Annotated in this window: 17 protein-coding genes; 9 read left to right on the top strand and 8 right to left on the bottom strand. The window is 69.3% G+C overall.

Annotated elements, in window-relative coordinates:
- Positions 1–3: 3 nt before the first annotated feature.
- The gene (locus ACFOSH_RS44805) at positions 4–414 is read left to right on the top strand and encodes a YjbQ family protein (RefSeq protein ID WP_378248073.1); all 411 of its coding nucleotides are present in this window, start codon (positions 4–6) and stop codon (positions 412–414) included.
- On the opposite strand, the gene ACFOSH_RS44800 is transcribed toward ACFOSH_RS44805, so the two are convergent.
- The gene (locus ACFOSH_RS44800) at positions 352–1,350 is read right to left on the bottom strand and encodes an ABC transporter permease (protein ID WP_378248071.1); all 999 of its coding nucleotides are present in this window, start codon (positions 1,348–1,350) and stop codon (positions 352–354) included. The two genes, ACFOSH_RS44805 and ACFOSH_RS44800, sit on opposite strands and share 63 nt — an antisense overlap.
- Before the next feature lie 127 nt (positions 1,351–1,477).
- Here ACFOSH_RS44800 and ACFOSH_RS44795 point away from each other — a divergent pair, with 127 nt between their 5' ends.
- From ACFOSH_RS44795 to ACFOSH_RS44780, 4 genes are all read left to right on the top strand, one after another.
- Positions 1,478–2,164: an HAD hydrolase-like protein gene (locus ACFOSH_RS44795; protein WP_378248163.1), complete on the top strand. Its 687-nt coding sequence runs from the start codon at positions 1,478–1,480 to the stop codon at positions 2,162–2,164.
- 175 nt (positions 2,165–2,339) lie between these two features.
- Complete coding sequence (locus ACFOSH_RS44790; protein ID WP_378248069.1) at positions 2,340–3,284, top strand: hypothetical protein; 945 nt, start codon at positions 2,340–2,342, stop codon at positions 3,282–3,284.
- Entirely contained in the window at positions 3,281–4,144 is an 864-nt protein-coding gene (locus ACFOSH_RS44785; RefSeq protein WP_378248067.1) for a hypothetical protein, read from the top strand. The genes ACFOSH_RS44790 and ACFOSH_RS44785 overlap by 4 nt, the downstream gene beginning before the upstream one ends.
- A 70-nt stretch (positions 4,145–4,214) precedes the next feature.
- Entirely contained in the window at positions 4,215–6,404 is a 2,190-nt protein-coding gene (locus ACFOSH_RS44780; protein WP_378248065.1) for a bifunctional lysylphosphatidylglycerol flippase/synthetase MprF, read from the top strand.
- On the opposite strand, the gene ACFOSH_RS44775 is transcribed toward ACFOSH_RS44780, so the two are convergent.
- Both ACFOSH_RS44775 and ACFOSH_RS44770 read right to left on the bottom strand, forming a co-directional pair.
- Positions 6,341–7,276: a hypothetical protein gene (locus ACFOSH_RS44775; RefSeq protein WP_378248063.1), complete on the bottom strand. Its 936-nt coding sequence runs from the start codon at positions 7,274–7,276 to the stop codon at positions 6,341–6,343. The two genes, ACFOSH_RS44780 and ACFOSH_RS44775, sit on opposite strands and share 64 nt — an antisense overlap.
- The gene (locus ACFOSH_RS44770) at positions 7,276–9,024 is read right to left on the bottom strand and encodes a proline--tRNA ligase (RefSeq protein ID WP_378248061.1); all 1,749 of its coding nucleotides are present in this window, start codon (positions 9,022–9,024) and stop codon (positions 7,276–7,278) included. Before ACFOSH_RS44770 ends, ACFOSH_RS44775 begins: the two co-directional genes overlap by 1 nt.
- A 126-nt stretch (positions 9,025–9,150) precedes the next feature.
- Here ACFOSH_RS44770 and ACFOSH_RS44765 point away from each other — a divergent pair, with 126 nt between their 5' ends.
- The gene (locus ACFOSH_RS44765; RefSeq protein ID WP_378248059.1) at positions 9,151–9,504 is read left to right on the top strand and encodes a VOC family protein; all 354 of its coding nucleotides are present in this window, start codon (positions 9,151–9,153) and stop codon (positions 9,502–9,504) included.
- A 31-nt stretch (positions 9,505–9,535) separates the two neighbouring features.
- Complete coding sequence (locus ACFOSH_RS44760; protein WP_378248057.1) at positions 9,536–10,450, top strand: 2-hydroxyacid dehydrogenase; 915 nt, start codon at positions 9,536–9,538, stop codon at positions 10,448–10,450.
- Positions 10,451–10,784: 334 nt separating this feature from the next.
- Here the strand turns inward: ACFOSH_RS44760 and ACFOSH_RS44755 are convergent, their stop codons facing one another.
- Both ACFOSH_RS44755 and ACFOSH_RS44750 read right to left on the bottom strand, forming a co-directional pair.
- Positions 10,785–11,720, bottom strand: a complete 936-nt coding sequence (locus ACFOSH_RS44755) for an aminoglycoside phosphotransferase (RefSeq protein WP_378248055.1) — start codon at positions 11,718–11,720, stop codon at positions 10,785–10,787.
- A gap of 73 nt (positions 11,721–11,793) precedes the next feature.
- Positions 11,794–12,762 carry a GNAT family N-acetyltransferase gene (locus ACFOSH_RS44750; protein ID WP_378248053.1) on the bottom strand — a complete coding sequence of 323 codons (969 nt, stop codon included), beginning with the start codon at positions 12,760–12,762 and terminating at the stop codon, positions 11,794–11,796.
- A 59-nt stretch (positions 12,763–12,821) separates the two neighbouring features.
- Between ACFOSH_RS44750 and yaaA the strand changes: the two genes are divergently transcribed.
- Positions 12,822–13,577, top strand: a complete 756-nt coding sequence (gene yaaA, locus ACFOSH_RS44745; RefSeq protein ID WP_378248051.1) for a peroxide stress protein YaaA — start codon at positions 12,822–12,824, stop codon at positions 13,575–13,577.
- Positions 13,578–13,664: 87 nt separating this feature from the next.
- Positions 13,665–15,116, top strand: a complete 1,452-nt coding sequence (locus ACFOSH_RS44740; RefSeq protein WP_378248049.1) for a trypsin-like serine protease — start codon at positions 13,665–13,667, stop codon at positions 15,114–15,116.
- A 63-nt stretch (positions 15,117–15,179) separates the two neighbouring features.
- Here the strand turns inward: ACFOSH_RS44740 and ACFOSH_RS44735 are convergent, their stop codons facing one another.
- From ACFOSH_RS44735 to ACFOSH_RS44725, 3 genes are all read right to left on the bottom strand, one after another.
- Positions 15,180–16,703 (bottom strand): phytoene desaturase family protein, encoded by a 1,524-nt coding sequence (locus tag ACFOSH_RS44735; RefSeq protein ID WP_378248047.1) that lies wholly within the window; start codon positions 16,701–16,703, stop codon positions 15,180–15,182.
- A 69-nt stretch (positions 16,704–16,772) separates the two neighbouring features.
- On the bottom strand, positions 16,773–18,320 hold the full coding sequence (locus tag ACFOSH_RS44730; RefSeq protein ID WP_378248045.1) for a S8 family peptidase: 1,548 nt from the start codon (positions 18,318–18,320) through the stop codon (positions 16,773–16,775).
- Positions 18,320–19,483, bottom strand: coding sequence for a S8 family peptidase (locus tag ACFOSH_RS44725; protein WP_378248043.1), 1,164 nt, complete (start codon positions 19,481–19,483; stop codon positions 18,320–18,322). The genes ACFOSH_RS44730 and ACFOSH_RS44725 overlap by 1 nt, the downstream gene beginning before the upstream one ends.
- Between the last annotated feature and the right edge of the window lie 157 nt (positions 19,484–19,640).

Genomic DNA, 19,640 nt, shown 5'->3' with positions numbered 1-19,640 from the left:
GGCATGTATTCCACGGAGATCGAGGTGCGCACCGGCAGCGTGGCCGTGGTGCACGACCTGACCAAGGACGCCGAGACCTTCCTGCGCGACGCGGACGCCGAGGACGGGATCCTGCACGTCTTCGTCCCGCACGCGACGTCCGGGCTGGCGATCCTCGAGACCGGCGCGGGCAGCGACGAAGACCTGCTCGCCGCGCTCGACGACCTGCTCCCCCGCGACGGCCGATGGCGGCACCGGCACGGCAGTCCCGGTCACGGCCGTGACCACGTCCTGCCCGCGCTGCTGCCGCCGTTCGCGACGATCCCGGTGCTCGGCGGCGTGATGACGCTGGGCACCTGGCAGTCGGTCTGCCTAGTGGACACCAACCTGGACAACCCGGTCCGGCGCGTCCGCTTCAGTCTTCTCGAGGGCTGACCGGCCCGGCCACAGCGCTAGCGCCAGCCCTGCCGCGAGCAGCCCGGCGAGCACCCAGACCCCGGTCGCGACGTCCGGCGCGCCGGGCACCCCCTGCAGCAGGCTCCGGAGCCCTTCCGCGGAGAACCGGAATGGCGTCCAGGACCACAGGATCGCGCGGTAAGCGGGGTTCAGCAGCTCCGGCACCTGGCCCGCGACGGCGGGCGCGACCAGGTACAGCGGGCCGAGGATCGCCATCGCCCGCACGCCGAGCAGCCGCAGCAGACCGGTCTGCAGGGCGGCGAATCCGGTCGAGGCCAGGAACAGGAAGCCGAGGACGTCCCAGCCGAGTGGGAGCGCGGAGTCCCACAGTTTCAGGAATCCGGCCAGGACACCGGTGACCAGGACTCCCGCCGAAACGATCTGCGTGAAGCGCGCGGTCACCCCCGCGTCCCGGCCGATCCGGCGGCCGGCCACGATCAGCACGGCGCCGGCGGCCAGGCAGCCGACCCACGCCAGCGCGCTCAGCGCGAGCGGCGCGATCCGGCCCGCCGCGCTCGCGGGATGCAGTGTTTCGACCTTCGGCGTGCCACCCAGCGCCTGCGCGGCACCGGTCAGGACCTGCTGCGCGATCTGCGCCCCGGACGGGTTCACCGCCCCGGAGACCACGACCGTCGACGGGAGTTCGAGGACGCCGTAGACCTCCTTGTCCTCCAGCAGTTTCCGGCCTTCCTCGGGCGAGGTCACCCGCCAGGAGACCTGCCCTCCGCCGTGGGACGCGATCCCGGTCACGGCCGCCTGGAGCGGTCCCGGCGGCGCGGCCACGGCGACAGGAAGGCCGTCGGGCGCGACGGTGGCCTGCGCGCCGAAGGTGAGAAAGCCGAGTACGACGGCGACCAGCGCGCCCGCCACCGCGGCGACCAACGTGAAGGCCCCGGCGGGGCGACGGGTCGGCATGACCTTCCTCCAGCTATTCGTCACTTGTTGAATTAGGTGTCAAGGTAGGCGCCCGCCTTCAAGAAGTCAACAGACGTTGAATTAGCTCACCGGTACCGTCGACGGCGTGACTACTCCGCACCGGCTAGTGCTGTGGGACATCGACCAGACCCTCGTGGACCTGCGCGGCCTCGGCGCCGCCTGGTACACGGCCGCGCTCGCCGAGGTCGCGGGCGTCGAACTGCGGGCGCTGCCGAACTTCGGCGGCCGCACCGAACGTGCCATCAGCGCGGACATCCTGACCTCGCACGGCGTCGAGCCCACCGAGGAGAACGTGCGCAAGCTCTGGCTCGCGCTGATCGCGGTCTCCGAAAGCCAAGCCTCGACGCTGTCCTCGAACGGCCGGGCGCTCCCGGGTGCCAAAGAAGCGCTGAACGCCTTCGCCGGCCACGGCGGCGTCGTCCAGACGCTGGTCACCGGGAACCTGCCGGAGATCTCCGTGCACAAGCTGACCGCGTTCGACCTGCACGAGCACGTGGACTTCGAGATCGGCGGCTACGGCTCCCTCTCGGCGCACCGGCCCGACCTGGTGCCCGCCGCCGTCGGCCAGGCTTCGGCGAAACACGGCACCGACTTCGCGCCCACGTCGGTCGTCGTCATCGGCGACACCCCGGACGACGTGCGCGCCGCGCTCGACAACGGCGCCGTCGCGGTGGCCGTGGCGACCGGGCAGTTCAGCGCGGAGGAACTGGCCGACGCGGGCGCGCACACCGTGCTCGGCGACCTGTCCGACCTGGCAGCGGTACGTGCGGCCGTGCTGGGGGACGGCAACTAGTGGTTGCCGTCGGAAGTCCTTCGGGGGTATTCGGCGGATCCAGGTTTCCGCTGGGCGTGCGGCCGTGAGGTCCTCGTACCGGGTTGTACTCGGGCCTCACGGCCGTGCGTCCAGCGGAAACCTGGGCCGTCGAGACCTCCGGAGGACTTCCGACGGTGACCACTAAACTCTCTTCATGGCATACCCAGGCGGGAACGGCTGGCCGGAGCAGCAACCGCAGCAGCCCTATCAGCAGCAACCCCCGCAGCAGGGGTATCCGCCTCAGTACGGCCAGTACCCGCAGGATCCCCAGCAGCAGTACCAGGACTACCAGCAGCAGGGGTTCCAGCAGTTCCCTCAGCAGACGTACCAGGGCTTCGCGCCGGAGCCGCCGAAGAAGAGCAAGAAGGGCCTCTGGATCGGCCTCGGCGCGCTCGTCCTGGTGATCGCCGTCGGTGCCACGCTCTTCTTCGTCCTGCGTGACGGCGAAGACCCGCGGCCTCAGGCCGGTCCGCCGCCTTCGTCCGCGCCGGTGCCGCCTTCGTCCTCGGCGTCGAAACCGCCGCCCACGAGCAGCGGTGCCCCGAAAGACAACAAAGTGCCCTCGACGACGCCCGGCTGGCAGGGGATCCTGTCAGCCAAGGACAAAGCAGCCTACGACCTGCCCGCGTCCGGCTGGGAGACCAAGCCGGGCCAGATCGTCGGCTACAACGAGGGCGAGTTCAAGATGGTCATCCACGAGGCGTCGACGTACAAGCTCGGCGCCTGCCCGGATGCCCGAGGCTCGAATCGTGGCGTCGTCGGCTTCGCCACCGCGGGCCAGATCCCGGTCGAAAACGCGGCCAGGGGCGCCGTCCGGCTCTGGATCCAGTCCGCCACCGGCAAGGCCGACGTCCCGATGCCCGACGTCAAGCAGGTCCCGATCGCGAGCGGAGCGATCCAGGCGACCAGTTCGACAGGCACGTTCACCCCGCCCGAGACCGAGGAGTGCCGGGCTCCGAGCGTGAAGATCACCTCGGCCGCGTTCCAGTCCGGCGAGCAGACCATCTGCTTCGTCATGGCCATCGACCAGGGCACTCCCGACGCGCTGCCCGACGCGGAGGTCCAAAAGATCCTCGCGAGTTTGAGGCCACAGCAATGACCGGCCCCGGTGGGCGCCCCGACGAACCGCGAACGTGGTTCGTCGATCCGCTCACCGGGAAGCCGCTCGAAACCGAAGACGAGCAGACGGGGCCGCTCCCGGTCGTCCAGGACGCCGTCCCGCCGCGCCGTCGCCTTCGCCTCAGGCCGGCGCTGGGTGTGCTCGGGCTGGTCGTCGTCCTCGTCGTCGGCACGACGGCCACCTACCAGGCCAGGACCGCGACCCCGCCGTCCTCGGCGCAGGACCTCGTCCTGCCCGATCCGGAGGTGCCCACCAGGATCGAGCCCGTGATCGCGGGCTGGCAACCCGTGCGGTCCGACGATCACCCGCTCGTTTTCGACGTCCCGCCGGACTGGAAGATCGAGGAGCCCGACGTCGCCGTCGGGTACGAGACACCGGCCGGGGACCTCGTCACCCTGCAGGGTGTCGCCAGGTACCACCGCGATTTCTGCCCCGGCTCCGCTCTCTCCTCGCGGGCGATGGCGGGGTTCACCACCATCGACGAGGGCGAGGTCGGCGGCATCGCCCAGGCCGCGGAGGAAACGACCCTGCGCTGGGCGGAAGCCGCGTATGGCGCCGATGGCGGCCGGTCCCCGAAGACCGAGATCGGCAAGGCCGGTCCGGTGAGGATGCTCGAGGGCGACACGACCGCCACCGCCGTGACCACCACCGTCGTCCCGGCCGCGGACGGGCCGTGCCCCGCCCCTTCGGTCGCGATCACCGCGATCGCCCTCCCCCTGCGCGCCCTGCCCGGATCAGGCCGCTACCACGTCCTTCTGGTGCTGGCGGACCAGGAGATCCCTGACGCGGTAGCCAGGGACATCGTCCTCAAGATGGGTGAGAGCATCCGCCGCGAGTAGCACTCCCCTAAGGGAAATATGGGTCCCGTGCCGGATGTGTCGGACCGGCCCCGCGCCTACCTTGATTTCCATGCCAACAGGGGGAAGCGGGACGGCCGCGCCGGGCCGGACGCACAAGATCGCCACGGTACTGAGGCACCGGCTGCCTTTCACCACCCTCGTCACGCTGACCATGCTCGCGCTCGCCTTGGCCACGGGCGCGCTCTGGTCGGCCGCCGAGGATCGCGCGGTGTACCCGTACATCGCGTATGGGCTGCCGTCGCTCGAAACAGGCCGGTGGTGGACCTTGCTCACCGGACCGCTGTTCGCGGTCGTCCCGCTGTACTACCTGCCGATGGTGCTCAGCTTCGCGTTGTTCGCCGGATTCGCGGAATGGCGGCTCGGCACCCGCCGGGCGATGGCCGTCGCCATCGGCGGCCAGTTCGTCAGCGTGCTGGTGGCGGTCCAGTTCCTCGCCTTGAGCCGCAACTCCGGCTGGGAGTGGGCGGAACGGATCGCGGGCAGCCTCGACGTCGGCTTCTCCGGCGGCGCGCTCGCCGCGGTCGCGGTCGCCAGCGCCACCCTCCGCCCGCCGTGGCGCCTGCGGTTGCGCGCCGGGCTGTGCGTCTACGCCGGGATCGCGATCATCTTCGTCGGCACGCTCGCCGACCTCGTCCACTTCTTCGCCCTCGTCCTGGCCCTGCCGTTCGGGCGCCGGTTCCTCGGTGCGAAGGATTCCAGCCGCGAACGGCGACCGAGCCTGCGTGAGTGGCGGTTCTACGTCGTGGCCGGTCTGCTGGTGCTGACGGTCGCCGAACTGGTGATGTCCTTCGTGCCGGGCAACGGCCCCTTCGGTTCGTCCGAGGAGCTTTCGCTGTCCACCTGGGAAGTCATCGTCCTGTGCCTGATCGTCGTGCCGATCATGAACGGCCTGCGCAAGGGCAGCCAGGTCGCCTGGTGGTGCGCGATGATCCTGACCTCGTTCGTCATCCTGCAGGTGCTGGTCTACGGCGGGGTGCTCACGCTCGCGGAGATCTTCGGTGACGACAGCGAACTGATGGATCCGCCGCTGTTCTTCGTGGACAACCTGCTGTGGACGGTCGAATTCGCACTGCTGGTCTCCTCTCGCGGCGCCTTCCGCGTTCCGTCACGCCGCAAACGCCGCCGTCTCGGCCGGATGGGCAACCCCGCGCTGGCCCGCACCCTGCTCAGCCGTCACGGCGGAAGCACGCTTTCGTGGATGACGACGTGGCCGCAGAACTCCTACTTCGTGGCCGCGGACGGCAAGTCCTACCTCGCCTACCGGCGCCACGCCGGTGTCGCCATCGCCCTCGGCGACCCGATCGCCCCGGACGGCGCCGCCGACCGGACGATCGCCGAGTTCATCACGATGTGCGAGAACACCGGTCTCGTGCCGTGCCTGTTCTCCGCGACCGGTGACACCACCGCCAAAACCGACGAACTCGGCTGGAAGCAGGTCCAGGTCGCCGAAGACACCCTGATCGAACTGGAGACGCTGGAGTTCCGCGGCAAGCGCTGGCAGGACGTGCGGACCGCGCTCAACCGCGCCAAGAAGGACGGCATCGAGTTCCGGCTCGTCCGGCTCGCCGACCAGCCGCGCGCGGTGATCTCGCAGGTGCGCGCGATCTCCGAAGAGTGGATCAGCGACAAGGGCATGCCGGAAATGGGCTTCACCCTCGGCGGGGTCGACGAGGCGATGGACCCCGAGACCCGCGTCGGTCTCGCGGTGGACGCCGACGGCGTGGTCCACGGTGTGACGTCGTGGATGCCGGTCTACACCGGCGCGGGCGCGGTCGGCGGCTGGACGCTCGACGTCATGCGCAAGCGCGCCGACGGATTCCGCCCGTCGATGGAGTTCCTGATCGCGTCGTCGTGCCTGGCCTTCCGCGACGAAGGCGCGAAGTTCGTCTCGCTTTCCGGCGCACCGCTGGCGAGCTCCGGCGAACCCGCGCACGCCGTCGAGCGGGTGCTTGACGCGCTCGGCACGATGATGGAGCCGTTCTACGGATTCCGTTCGCTGCACGCGTTCAAGGCGAAGTTCCAGCCGCGGCACGTCCCGCTGTACCTCGCGTTCCGCGACGAGGCGGATCTGCCGCGGATCGGGATCGCGCTCGGCCGGGCCTACCTGCCGAACACCGGACTGCTGCGGCTGGCGAAGCTCGCTCGCTCCGGCAAGAAGCCCCAGCCCCAAAAAGATCAGCGCAACGTCGAAGGCGGCGGCGTGATGGTCTTGCGGTCGGCCTCCGGGACACCCCGGTAGGTCTTGAGGATCTTCAGGATCTGCTCGCGGTCCGCACTGCCCTGCTGGTCTTGGTCCGAATAGACGAGCAGGGCGGCGGACGCGTCGCCCATGTCCACCGCCTGCACACCGACGAGGGCACGCTTCGGGACACAAGTCCCGGTGTATCCGAGGGTCACCTCGGCGATCAGGATGTTCGCGGGGGCTTTCTTGCCGGTGCCCAGGGTGAACTCCGCCGCCTGCGGCGGGTCCGCGACGATCTTGGCCGACAACGGGCCGTCCTCGGGGTTGTACGCGCTGACCACGAGGTCGTACAAGGCCTTGTTCGCCGCGCCGGGTGCGTCGGCGACCTTCACGGTCGTCAATCCGCTGCCCCCGATCCGGCTCCCCCGGACCGCCGGGCAGTAGTCGTCGCCGACGAAAGCGCTGGAGAACAGGGAGATGCCGGGGACGAGCGCGGTCTTCTCCCAGCCGTGGACCGTGCCGGGTTTCGGCGTCCAGTTCGGCGGGACGTCGTAGGCGACCTGACCGTCCGCCCCGGCCACCGACTGCCAGCCATCGGTCACCGGCGGCGCGACGACGCGCGGCGACGGCGTGTAGACGACCGGAGTCCGGGAAGTCGGCGCGCTGCTGTCCGACGAGCGGTCACTGTTGTTCGCGAGCGCGGCGACCGCTATAACGCCGAGCGTGGCGAAGAAGCCGTACATGGCCCTTCGCCCGCTTCGCGACATCGGCTGCTTCGCCGGCTTCGGAGGCTCAAGCGCGGGTTTCGGTGCGGGCTCGACAGACGGCGGCGTGTAGCCGGGCGAGTCCGAGGGCTCATAGCCCCCGAACCCGCTCAGCGCCTGTTTGTCCTCGTAGCCCGGGGAATCCCCGCGCTTCTTGCCGAACATTACGAGCGGACGAGCTTGACCAGGTGCTCCACGACCGCGTCGACGGCGATCTCTTCGCGGTCGCCGGTGCGGCGGTCCTTGACCTCGACGACACCGTTCGCCAGGCCGCGCCCGACCACCAGGATGGTCGGCACGCCGACGAGCTCGGCGTCCGCGAACTTCACGCCCGGGGAGGCCTTGCGGTCGTCGAGGACGACCTCGATCCCGGCGGCGTCCAGCTCGGCGGCGAGCTTCTCCGCGCCGGCGGCGATCGTCTCGTCCTTGCCCGCGATGACGACGTGCACGTCGAACGGCGAGACCTCGCGGGGCCAGATGATGCCGAGGTCGTCGTGGTTCTGCTCGGCGAGCACGCCGACCAGCCGCGAGACGCCGACACCGTACGAGCCCATGGTGATGCGGATGGGCTTGGAGTCCGGGCCCAGCGCGTCCAGCGAGAACGCGTCGGCGTACTTGCGGCCCAGCTGGAAGATGTGCCCGATCTCGATGCCGCGCGCGGCCACCAGGGTGCCCTTGCCGTCGGGCGAGGCGTCGCCTTCGCGGACCTCGGCGGCCTCGATGGTGCCGTCACCGGTGAAGTCGCGGCCCGCGACCAGGTCGACCACGTGGTGGTCACGCTCGTCGGCTCCGGTGACCCAGGCCGTGCCGTCGGCGACGCGCGGGTCGAGCAGGTAGCGGACGCCGTTGTCCTTCAGCGCCTTCGGGCCGATGTAGCCCTTGACGAGGAACGGGTTCTTGGCGAAGTCGGCCTCTTCGAGCAGCTCGAACTCGGCGGGCTCGAGTGACGCTTCGAGGCGCTTCGTGTCGACCTCGCGGTCTCCGGGGAGGCCGATGGCCAGCAGCTCCCACTCCTTCGCGCCCGGCTGGCGGGTCTTGACCAGGACGTTCTTGAGCGTGTCCGCGGCGGTGAAGGTGCGGCCGAGGTCGGCGTTGTTCAGGAACGCGACCAGCGACTCGATGGTCGGGGTGCCCGGCGTGTGGTGGACCTTCGCCTCGGGGAGACCCTCGACCGGCTTCGCCTCGGGAGCGGGCGTGGTGACCGCTTCGACGTTGGCGGCGTAACCCGATTCGGTGCTGCGGACGTAGGTGTCTTCACCCGTCGCGGCGACGGCGAGGAACTCCTCGGAGGCCGAGCCGCCCATCGCGCCCGAAGTCGCCTTCACGACGACGTACTCGATACCGAGACGGTCGAACAGCTTGGTGTACGCCTGCCTGTGCAACTCGTACGACTTCGCGAGACCTTCGTCGTCGAGGTCGAAGGAGTAGGAGTCCTTCATGACGAACTCGCGGCCGCGCAGGATGCCGGCGCGGGGACGCGCCTCGTCGCGGTACTTGGTCTGGATTTGGTACAGGACGACCGGGTAGTCCTTGTACGAGTTGAATTCACCCTTCACGGTGAGCGCGAAGAGCTCTTCGTGCGTCGGGCCGAGGAGATAGTCGGCGCCCTTGCGGTCCTTGAGACGGAACAGCGCGTCGCCGTACTCGGTCCAGCGTCCGGTGGCCTCGTAAGGCTCCTTCGGCAGCAGCGCGGGGAACTGGATCTCCTGCGCGCCGAAGGCGTTCATCTCTTCGCGGACGACGTTCTCGATACGGCGCAGCACCCGCAGGCCCAGCGGCAGCCAGGAATAACCGCCCGGGGCAACCCGGCGGACGTAGCCGGCGCGTACCAGGAGCCGGTGGCTCGGTACCTCGGCGTCCGCCGGATCCTCACGCAGGGTGCGAAGGAACAACGACGACATCCTGGTGATCACTTCTGGGCTCCTCGCTGGAATTACGTGCTGAGACGTTCTGCGCAGCGTAGTCACCCCGCCCCGGGGCTGTTCAACCGGTTATCGCGGGCGGCCGGTTTTGTCGGTGGGTGTCGCTAGCGTGCCGACATGGGTATCGAACTGGGCATGATCACGATCGACTGCGCGGATCCGCGCGCGCTCGCGGCGTTCTGGACGAAGGCGCTCGGGGTGGAGGTGGATCAGGACCACGACGGCGAGTTCCTGATCCTGCACCCCAAGGTGGAGAACGGGCCCGTGTTCGCGTTCCAGCGCGTGCCGGAGCCGAGGGCGGGCAAGAACCGGGTCCACATGGACTTCGGTTCCGAAGACCGGGAGAAGGAGGTGGAACGCCTGATCGGACTGGGTGCGACGAAGGTGGACGAGCACAAGATGCCGGGCTTCGCCTGGACGGTGCTGGCCGACCCCGTCGGCAACGAATTCTGCGTCGCCACCCACGGGTAGTGAGGCCGGTCCCGATGGTCAGAATGGCGGTATGACGGAGCGAGCCATCCTGCCCTGGGCCGACATCGAGCTGCCCGAAGGCCTGAGCGCGCGGTTCTACGACGGCACGGACCCGCTGCCGGAGGGCGACCTCGATGACGTCGAGGTCTACGTGCTGCCGTACGACGCGGGGGCGGAGCCGACGAAGCTGATCGACCGGCTTCCGTCGCTGAAGCTCGTGCAGTCGCTCTCGGCCGGGGTGGAGAGGCTGGTCCCGCTGGTGCCGGCGGGGGTGCGGCTGGCCAACGGCCGAGGCCTGCACGACCTCAGCGTCGCCGAGCACGCCCTGGCGCTGATCCACGCTTCACAGCGGGATCTACCGCGATGGTTCGCGCAGCAGGCGACGGCGTCGTGGGATCGCGAGCACACGCGCTCGCTGGCGGACAGCCGTGTGCTGCTGGTCGGCCACGGCTCGATCGGCCAGGCCATCGAGCGGCAGCTGGTCGCGGCCGAGGCCGTCGTCACCAGGGTGGCGAGCACGGCCCGGCCCGCGGAGCGGGTGCACGGCGTCGGCGAGCTGGCGGAACTGCTGCCGTCCGCCGACATCGTGGTCCTGATCCTGCCCGAAACGCCCGCGACGATGGGTCTGTTCGGCGCCGCGGAACTCGCCGCGCTGCCGGACGGCGCCCTGGTGGTGAACGTCGGGCGAGGCTCGGCGATCGACACCGCGGCGCTCACGGCGGAGACGGTCGTCGGGCGGCTGCGCGCGGCGCTGGACGTCGTCGATCCGGAGCCACTGCCCGCCGGGCATCCGCTGTGGACCGCGCCGGGCGTGATCGTCACGCCGCATATCGCGGGCGGGTCGGCCTCGTTCTACCCGCGCGCGAAGCGGCTGGTCGCCGAGCAACTGCGCCGGTATGTCGCGGGCGAAACGCTGCTGAACGTGGTAAGCGGTAAGGAGGGTTAGGGCGGACCGTGCCCCAGGTACGTGAAGGCCTCCTTGCCTACCCTGAAGGTAGTGAAGGAGCCCTTCACGGACTTGCGGATCGCCACGTGCGCCCCGCGCGCACCAGTAGTCACAACGGCTGCACGTGAAGGCCCCCTTGCCTCGACTCAGCCGAGGAAGCACCTTCCCAAGTACGTGAAGGACCCCTTCATTTCGCTAGGCGCAATGAAGGAGTCCTTCACGTACCGCAGGCAACCAGGGCGGCGGTACCGCGTGGGTCGGGTTGGTCGTGAGTGGCAAGTGTCGTTAGAACGACACTTGCCACTCACGAGGCTTCTATGCGGCGCTGGAGCGACTACGGCCAGTGGGTCCGGTAGGCGAGCCAGTCACGCATGGCCGCGGCGAGACGGCGTTGCGCCGCGCGGACTCCGGTCGTGGCCGGCGGTTCCGGCAGCCGCGAAGCCCGTTCCGCATGCCCGGCCAAGGCGACGCCGAACGCGGTGACCGCCCAGACCGGGACACCCGCGAGCACGGGGCGCCGCCGCAGCAGGCGGTCGACGTCGGCGGGCTCGTGCCCGGCGTCGAGCAGGTACGGGACGAGCGCGACCAGGTCGAGCCAGCCCGCGCCCCTCGCCGGGTAGCGCCAGTTGGTGACGAGCACCCTGCCCGGTCCGGTCCGCACCAGGTATTCGGGCTGGATGTCGTTGTGCAGCAACGTGTCCCCGGCCGACCAGGGATGCCAGGACGTCTCCAGCTGGACGAGCCTGTCGAGATTGCGGACAGCCCAGTCGTCGAGGTCGGCGGGGAGTTCCTTCGCCAGTTCGTGCCAGCCGCGCAGGAGTGGGCCGAGATCGTCGAGCGCGTCCGGGACGTCGGGCAGCGGGCACGGCGTGAGCGTGCGCCCGAGCGCGCCGAAGGTGGCCAAGACCGCGGAGAGGTCCGGCGACCCCGGACGCAGGTTCGGCTTGGCGCCGTCGAAGTCGGCGAACGCGAGCACCAGCCAGGCACCATCCACAAAGGACAGCAGCTGTGGCGTGGGCGCCTCCGGCGGAAGCCGTCGCGCGATGGCGGCCTCCGTCCGGAAACCGCCAGCTCGCGGGCTGTCCGCCGGGATCGCCTTCAGGAAGACCCAGCGATGACCGCGGTCGAGTTCGAGCCTCGCGGCGACACCGCCGTCGAATTCCGGGTTCTGCCACAACGAACGGCGGACCACCGACCCGAGCTCACGCTCCACGGTGTCACGCGTCGCCGACGGCAGGTCATGCCAGCCGAGGCGTGCGGAAACCGGCAACGCCCTACCACCCCCAGCGATCTCTCCGAGAAGATCGACTGTACCGAAATCCACCCTTTCGAGTGACAACCGGTCAGGTCGGAACGGGCTTCACGTACCCGGCCCAGCGCTGATGCTCGCTGAACCCGACGCGCTCGTAGACCCCGAGAGCGCGGTGACTGTTGTCCTGATCGACGTTGAGCGAGGCCCGCTGGAATCCCTTGGCCTTGGCCTGGACGAGCGTGTGCCCGAGCAGTGCGCCCGCGATCCCGCGCCCGCGAAGGCTCGCGTCGGTCGCGACGTGACTGGCATACAGCTCTTTCACACCTGTGACGGCCTCGTCCGAGGCGAAATACGCGGTCAGCACCATCGCGATCACGCGGTCCCTGGCCGGGCTCAGCAGCAGGAACGACAGATCCGGCTGGAAGTCCTTCCCGCCGACCACCAGATGCCGCCACGCCTCCGGCGACTGCGCCGTGCTCCCCCAGTGGTCCGCGAAGGTCTCGTTGCGGGACCGCAGGGTGAATTCCTCGTACTTCTCTTCGTAAGCGACGAGAGGGAACTCTTCGGGTAGCGGTTCGGCGGGCGGGATCGCCGCGAGGTCGGCCCGCATGTCGACGAACCACCGCGCGTGCTCGTATCCGGCGTCCACCAGCACGTCGGAGAGCCAGCGCTGCTTGGTGGTGGCCGCGGCGTGCAACTCCAGCGGCGCGTCCGGGAAGGACTTCGCGTGGACCTCCTTGCCCGTCTTTTCGAACCAGTCGATGAGCTGCGCGGCGATCGCGTCGTCGCGGTACTCGGGATGGACGAGCGTCTCGACCCGCACCATATGCGCCGGATTCGCCGCGTCACGACGCCTGAGCAAGCCGTAAGCGGCCAGCTTGTCTCCGTCCCAGGCGCTGGTGGTCGCCGTCGGCAGGTCGACATTCGGCGAGCCGATCTCCTCGGCGAGATCCTCGGCGTTGTAATGCTCACCGATCGGCTCGACACGCTCCGCCGCGGCGAAGGTTTCGGCCAGTCGCGGCATGTCTTCCATCGTCAGCGGGCGCCAGATCAGGCTCATGCGGACGAGGCTAAGCCCGCGCCTCGGGGTGACGCACTCCATTTAGTTACGCTTCCGTGGTGCTCGTGCTGCTCCCCCCTTCCGAAACCAAGGCCGCCGGTGGCACCGGCGCGCCGCTGGACCTGGGCGCCCTGTCGTTCCCGGAACTGAATCCGACCCGGGCCAAGCTGGCCGACGCGCTGTCCGAGCTGGCGGCCGACGTTCCGGCCAGTGTCGCCGCGCTCGGCATCACGCCGCGGCAGGCCGACGAGGTCGCCCGCAACGCCGAGCTGTGGGCCTCGCCCACGATGCCCGGGCTGCGCCGCTACACCGGGGTGCTCTACGACGCGCTCGACGTGAAGTCCTTCACCAAGGCGACCCTGGCGAAGGCCGAGAAGCGCCTCGCCGTCGCTTCGGCGCTGTTCGGCGTGGTCGCGGCGACCGACCCGATCCCCGCGTACCGGCTTTCCGGTGGGAACGCGCTGCCGTCGCTCGGGACCATCCGCAGCGTGTGGAAGCCGGTACTCGAACCGGTGCTCCAGGGCATCGAAGGGCTCGTCGTCGACCTGCGCTCCGGGACGTACTCGGCCCTCGCGAAGCTCCGCCCGGACGCGGTGACCGTGCGTGTCGTGACCGAGGACGCGAAGGGCAACCGGACCACGGTGAGCCACTTCAACAAGGCCTACAAGGGACGGCTGGCCGCCGAGCTGGTGAAGTCCCGCAGCGAACCGTCCACTGTGGAACAGCTGATGCGGCTGCTGTCGAAGGCCGGTCTCGACGTCGAACGCACCGGCGACCACAGTCTCGAACTACTCACCGGTGACGGCGTGCATTAGTTCCGTACCCCTACGGGCTTCTTCCTCGGTTGTTCCACCAGGCGCGGATGCGGAAAGTGATTTCCAGCCACCTGGAAAGGAACCACCGTGAACAGAAGACAACGGCTGCTGGGGATCGCCACCGCCACCCTCGGCTGCCTCTCGGTCCTCCTGCCCGCGCCGGCGGCCGCCGCGAACCTGCCCGCGGTCACCCCGACGGACCAAGCTGTCGTCCCCAGTGGACCGCACACGAACTCCGTCGGCGGCACGCCCGCCTCGGTCAAGGACCATCCGTTCATCATCGCGGGCCTGCGCCAGGGCGGCGTCCGGCCGCAGGGCCAGACGTGCACCGGCTCGGTCGTCGCGCCGCGCAAGATCCTGATCGCCGCGCACTGCAAGGCCGCGGACGGTGAGAAGAGCTTCCTCTATGGACTGGACGATCTCAACGCGGGTGGCGGAACGAGGATCGGCGTCGTCAGCTACGACACCCATCCGAAGTACGTCAACTTCGACCAGGGTTACGACGTCGCTGTGGTCACCACCGACGCCGACATCCCGGTGCCGGGTGGCCAGTACGCGAAGGTCGCGACGTCGGCCGACACGGACCTCAACAAGCCGGGCAAGTCCGGGCTCGGGCTCGGCTACGGCAAGAAGGACTTCAACGACGACACCCGCAACGTCGAACTGCACAAGTTCACCCTGCCGGTCGTGCAGGGCAGCAACTGCAACGGTGTCGGCGCGGGCTTCAAAGACGCCACGATGATCTGCAGTGGCTACAGCGACGGCCACGTCACGATCCTGCCGGGTGACAGCGGCGGTCCGCTCATCGTGGACGGCAAGGTCGTCGGCGTCGCGTCGTGGAGCCGCAGCGACTTCAAGTGGTACAGCGTCTACGGCCGGCTCAACAACGACATGGGCGACTGGGTCAAGCAGCAGATCGGCGAGCCGCAGAACCCGGAGACGTTCTCCCTCGCGGTGACGCCCTCCTCGCTCAAGGTCGAGCCGGGCAAGTACGTTTCGGCGACGGTGACCAGCAAACCGGGCAAGAACGGCGCGGAGAAGGTCGATCTGAGCGCGTCGGGCCTTCCGGACGGGGCGAAGGCCACCTTCCAGCCCGCGTCGATAACCTCGGGCGAGTCGGCGAAGGTGAGCATCGAGGTGCCCGCCGGGACGGCCGAAAAGGACTACGCGGTCACGATCTCGGGCAAGGGGACCGCCGACACGGCGACCACGAAGCTGACGCTGACCGTCGGCAACGGCGGACCGCAGCCCGGCAATCTCCAGGTGAGCGTGAGCCCCGGCAGCGGGACCGTCCAGCCCGGGTTCTTCAGCAACGTCACGGTTTCCGCCACCGGCGGGACCGGCACGATCACGCTGTCGGCGTCCGGACAAGGCCTGCCGTTCGCACCGTTCTTCAACCCGAAGACGATCTCGAGCGGCGGCAACTCGACCATGCAGGTGGTCGCGCCGTTCCAGCGCGGCACGTACCCGGTGACCGTCACCGCGACGGACTCGGCGGGCAAGACCGCGACGGCGACCTACACCCTGACCGTCCAGTAGCGCGCGTGTCATGAAAGGGTCGTTCAGGACATATCTTGTCCTGAACGACCCTTTCATGACACTTCAGGAGCGGGAAAGCACGGCCATCGCGGCATTGTGCCCAGGGATGCCCGACACACCGCCGCCCCGCACAGCGCCCGCTCCACAGAGCAGCACCCGTTCGTGCGCGGTCTCGACTCCCCAGCGACCCACCTGAGCCGCATCGGACGCGTAGGGCCACGACAGATCCCGATGGAAGATGTGCCCCGCGGGCAGACCCAGCTCGGCTTCGAGGTCCAGCGGCGTCTTGGCTTCGACGCACAACCGGCCGTCCGGCGAGCGCAACACACAGTCCTCGATCGGCTCGCCCAGCACACTGTCCAAAGAGGACAAAGTCGCCCGCAAAGCCTCTTCGCGCGCGGCGTCGTTGCGCCCCTCGAACAGCCGTGCGGGCATGTGCAGCCCGAAAAGCGTCAGCGTCTGTACCCCGGCGGCCTGTTCGGCCGGGCCGAGGATCGACGGGTCGGTCAGCGAATGGCAGTAGATCTCGCACGGCGGCAGCGACGGGATCCTGCCCGCGGCGGCCTCGGCAAAAGCCGTCGCCAGCTGCTCATAACCCTCGTTGACATGGAACGTCCCCCCGAACGCCTCCCGCGGATCGACACCCGGATCGCGCAGCCGCGGCAGCCGTGACAGCACCATGTTCACCTTGAGCTGCGCGCCTTCCGGCACCTCCGGCGGCTCCTCCCCCAGCAGGCGCGCGAGCGTCCGCGGCGCGACGTTCGAAAGCACATGTCCGCCGCGCACGGTGAACTCGTCGTCGCCGAGCCGATAGCGCACCGAGCCGTCCGGATCGACGGACAGCACCTCGGCCTCGGTCACCAAGCGCGCCCCGGCGTCGCGAGCGGCCGACGCGAGCGCCCCGGTCACCGCGCCCATGCCGCCGACGGGCACGTCCCAGTCACCGGTCTCGTTGCCGATCACGTGATAGAGCAGGCAGAGGTTCTGCCGGAAGTCGCCGGCGTCGGCGAAGGTCCCGATCAGCGCGTCGGTCAGGACGACGCCGCGCACGGTGTCGTCGCCGAACATCCCGGCGAGTGTCTCCGAGATCGGCCGTTCGAACAGCGCGTCCCAGGCCTCCGGCTCGATCCGCGAACGCAGTTCCTCCCTGGAGACCAGCGGTTCGGTCAGGGTGGGGAACGTGGCCTCGGCGACCCGGGAGGTCATCGCGTAGAACCGTTGCCACGCTTCGAAGTCCTTTGTGGACCCGGTGAGCGCGGAGAACGACGCCGAGGTGCGGCCGTCGTCGCCCGTGTCGACAAGGAGACCGCCGTCGCCGACCGGCGTGTACGACGACATCCGCCGCCGCCGCAGGTCGAGTCCGAGCCCGAGGTCCGCGATGATCTCGCGCGGCAGCAGGCTCACCAGGTACGAGTACCGCGACAAGCGGACGTCGACGCCGGGAAAGGCCCGGAACGAGACCGCCGCCCCGCCGACCTCGTCCCGGCGTTCCAGCACCAGCACCGAACGGCCCGCCCTGGCCAGATAGGCGGCCGCCACCAGGCCGTTGTGCCCGCCACCGACGATCACGGCGTCATACGACTCCATCAAGCCTCCCAGCGAAACGACAGTGCGCCGCGGTCATCGTGACCGCGGCGCACCGCCGTTCGCAAGGACTCAGAAGGTGATGGAGAAGCCTTCGATCGTCCCGCTGTCGAACCGGTAGACGTCACGGACCCGCAGTTTCCAGGTCCCGTTCGCCGGTTCGGACGAGGCGTTCACCGTGTAGGAGGTGTGCACGCCGCTTGCCTCGCCGATCCCTCCCGCCTGCTTGAGACCGAACACCGCACCGCTCGGCCCGATCAGGTCTATCGCCAGGTCACCGGAATAGGTGTGCGCGATGTCGACCTTGACCGGCAGCGTCGCCGACGCCTTGCCGTCGCAGCCTTCCTGCGTCACCGAACTGGTCACCGCGTCACCCGCGTCCGGAATGGACACCGGTGTCGTGTTGGATTTGGCGCCGCACTTGGGGCCGGGGCCGCCTCCGCCGATGAACGAGATGTTCAGCAGCTTGTTCACCGTTCCGCTCGGCAGGCCCTTGAGCACGCCGTCCGAGGAGTTGTTCACCAGCGCGTCCCGCGTCTGCTGCGGGGTGGCGCCGGAGTTGGCGGACAGGTAGAGCGCCACCGCGCCCGCCACGTGCGGCGTGGCCATCGAAGTCCCGCTCATGTTCGCCGACCCACCGTTGGACGTGGACAGCGACGTGATGTTGCTGCCAGGGGCGAAGATGTCCACGCACGAACTGTGGTTGGAGAACGAGGACTTGTTGTCGTTCTCGTCCGAGGCGCCGACCGTGATCGCCTCGGGGATGCGGGCGGGGCTGACGTTGCAGGCGTTCTGGTTCTCGTTGCCCGCCGCCACCGCGTAGACGAAGCCCGCCGCGATGGACTTCTTGATGACGTCGTCGCCGAGGCCGACCTGGTCCATCTTCAGGCTCAGGTTCGCCACCGCCGGTTTGGTGCCGTTCGCGGTCAGCCATTCCGCCGCGTCCACGATGGCGGAGTCGGGACCGTTGCCCGAACAGTCGTTGCCCAGCACCTTCAGCCCGACGATCTTGACCTTCTTGGCCACGCCGTAGGTCTTGCTGCCGATGGTGCCCGCGGTGTGACTGCCGTGCCCGTTGCAGTCCTTCCCGTTACCGCCGACGAAGTCCTTGCCGATGGACGCGCGGCCTTCGTACTCCGGGTTGTCCGGGTTGATGCCGGTGTCCATGTCGTAGGCGGTCACGCCTTCGCCCGTGTTCGGGTACGTGAAGCTCTTGTCACGCGGCAGGTTCTTCTGGTCGATCCGGTCCAGGCCCCAGGTGGGGTTGGTCTGGGTGCCGACGGCACGCGCGGTGCCGTCCTCATAGACCGCCTTGACCGCCGGATCCGCCGCGAGGCGCCGGGCCCGCAGCTCGGACATGCCCTTGACCGAGAAGCCGCGGAGCACGTTCTTGTACGCCGAACGGACTTCGCCGCCGTAGCGGCCGGCAAGTGCCGCCGAAGACTGCTCGACGGCCACGGTGCCGACTTCGTGGAGTACGACGATGTACTGGTCCCCGTAGTGCTGGTTCGCCTGCACGACAACGCCTTCCGCCTGCGCGGCGACGGCGTTGCCGGCGGCGAGCGCGGCCAGCGCGGTGGCCGCGAAGGCCACCACGCCGGCGCGCACGCCGCGGCGCATCAGAGACCTGCCACGTTCAGCAGCTTGTTGGTCGAGCCGGTGCCAGGGCTGGTCACGACGCCGTTGGTGGCGGCGGCGGCCAGACCGGAAGCCACGGCGGCGGGGTTGGCCGACGGGTGCGAGGTCAGGTAGATCGCGGCCGCGCCGGCGACGTGCGGCGTCGCCATCGAGGTACCGCTCATCTGCTGGGTGCCGCCACCGTTGCGCAGCGAGGTGATGTTGGTGCCGGGCGCGAAGATGTCGGTGCAGCTGCCGTAGTTCGAGAACGTGGACCGGCGGTCGTCGTTCTGCGTGGCGTTGACGGTGATGGCCTCCTTCACCCGGGCAGGGCTGGTGCTGCAGGCGTTCGTGTTCGAATTCCCGGAGGCCACCGTGTTCGTGATGCCGGCCGAGACCGCGCGGCGCACGGCGGCGTCGACGCCGTTGTCGGCCGGGCCACCGAGGCTCATGGTGAGCACCGACGGGCCCTTGGCGTTCTTCACGACCCAGTCGATCCCGCTGATGATCTGCGAGTACTGGCCGCTGCCCTGGCAGTTCAGCACGCGGACCGCGACGATCTTGGCGCCCTTGGCCACGCCGTAGGTGGCGCTGCCGACCGTGCCGGCGACGTGCGTGCCGTGGCCCTGGCAGTCCTTGGCGTCGGCGTCGTTGTCGATGAAGTCGTACCCGCTGGACGCGCGGCCGCCGAATTCGGACTGGCGGTAGTCGACACCGGTGTCGACCACGTAGACCGTCGCCCCCGCCCCGTCGTTCGGGTAGGTGTACTTCTTGTCCAGCGGCAGCTTCTGCTGGTCGATCCGGTCCAGGCCCCAGGTCGGGTTGTCCTGGGTGCCGGTCATGTGAGCGACGGCGTCCTGCTGGACGAAGTCGACGTTGGGGTCGGCGGCGAGCCGTTTGGCCTGGGCCTCGGTCATCTTCGCCGAGAAGCCGTTCAGCGCGGCGCTGTAGGTCGCCTTCACCTGGCCGCCGTACTTGGCGGCGAGGCCGGCGTCGCCGCTCTTCAGCGAGACGATGTACCCGTCCGTGACCGCTCCCGGCACGCCGGCGCCGAGGATCTGCCCCTCGGCGGCCGTCGCCGATCCGGCGAAGGCCAGCGAGGCCGCCACACAGGCCCCGGTGAGCACCGCACCCGCGATCCGGTGACGTCGAAGTTCTCCACGCATTTCCTGAGCTCCGTTCACTCGAACAGGTGGTTCGCGCCGACGGGAATCCCGCCTCGCGCCGTGACGAGCAGTCACAGTGAAATCACTTTCGGGTGGCGGCACCTGCGCGAACAAGCGAGGCAACGGTCCGTAGGACTACGTATCTAATAGGGAAAGT

Source organism: Amycolatopsis speibonae, assembly GCF_042647925.1.
Classification (GTDB): Bacteria; Actinomycetota; Actinomycetes; order Mycobacteriales; family Pseudonocardiaceae; genus Amycolatopsis; species Amycolatopsis speibonae.
Note: the sequence above shows the minus strand (reverse complement) of the source record. Positions and strands in the feature narration are given on the sequence as shown.

Bases quoted from the DNA above. Each gene is read 5' to 3' on its own strand.
- ACFOSH_RS44805 (WP_378248073.1), top strand. From the start codon at position 4: ATGTATTCCACGGAGATCGAGGTGCGCACCGGCAGCGTGGCCGTGGTG.
- ACFOSH_RS44800 (WP_378248071.1), bottom strand. From the start codon at position 1,350: ATGCCGACCCGTCGCCCCGCCGGGGCCTTCACGTTGGTCGCCGCGGTG.
- ACFOSH_RS44790 (WP_378248069.1), top strand. From the start codon at position 2,340: ATGGCATACCCAGGCGGGAACGGCTGGCCGGAGCAGCAACCGCAGCAG.
- ACFOSH_RS44785 (WP_378248067.1), top strand. From the start codon at position 3,281: ATGACCGGCCCCGGTGGGCGCCCCGACGAACCGCGAACGTGGTTCGTC.
- ACFOSH_RS44780 (WP_378248065.1), top strand. From the start codon at position 4,215: ATGCCAACAGGGGGAAGCGGGACGGCCGCGCCGGGCCGGACGCACAAG.
- ACFOSH_RS44775 (WP_378248063.1), bottom strand. From the start codon at position 7,276: ATGTTCGGCAAGAAGCGCGGGGATTCCCCGGGCTACGAGGACAAACAG.
- ACFOSH_RS44765 (WP_378248059.1), top strand. From the start codon at position 9,151: ATGGGTATCGAACTGGGCATGATCACGATCGACTGCGCGGATCCGCGC.
- ACFOSH_RS44760 (WP_378248057.1), top strand. From the start codon at position 9,536: ATGACGGAGCGAGCCATCCTGCCCTGGGCCGACATCGAGCTGCCCGAA.
- ACFOSH_RS44750 (WP_378248053.1), bottom strand. From the start codon at position 12,762: ATGAGCCTGATCTGGCGCCCGCTGACGATGGAAGACATGCCGCGACTG.
- ACFOSH_RS44735 (WP_378248047.1), bottom strand. From the start codon at position 16,703: ATGGAGTCGTATGACGCCGTGATCGTCGGTGGCGGGCACAACGGCCTG.
- ACFOSH_RS44730 (WP_378248045.1), bottom strand. From the start codon at position 18,320: ATGCGCCGCGGCGTGCGCGCCGGCGTGGTGGCCTTCGCGGCCACCGCG.
- ACFOSH_RS44725 (WP_378248043.1), bottom strand. From the start codon at position 19,483: ATGCGTGGAGAACTTCGACGTCACCGGATCGCGGGTGCGGTGCTCACC.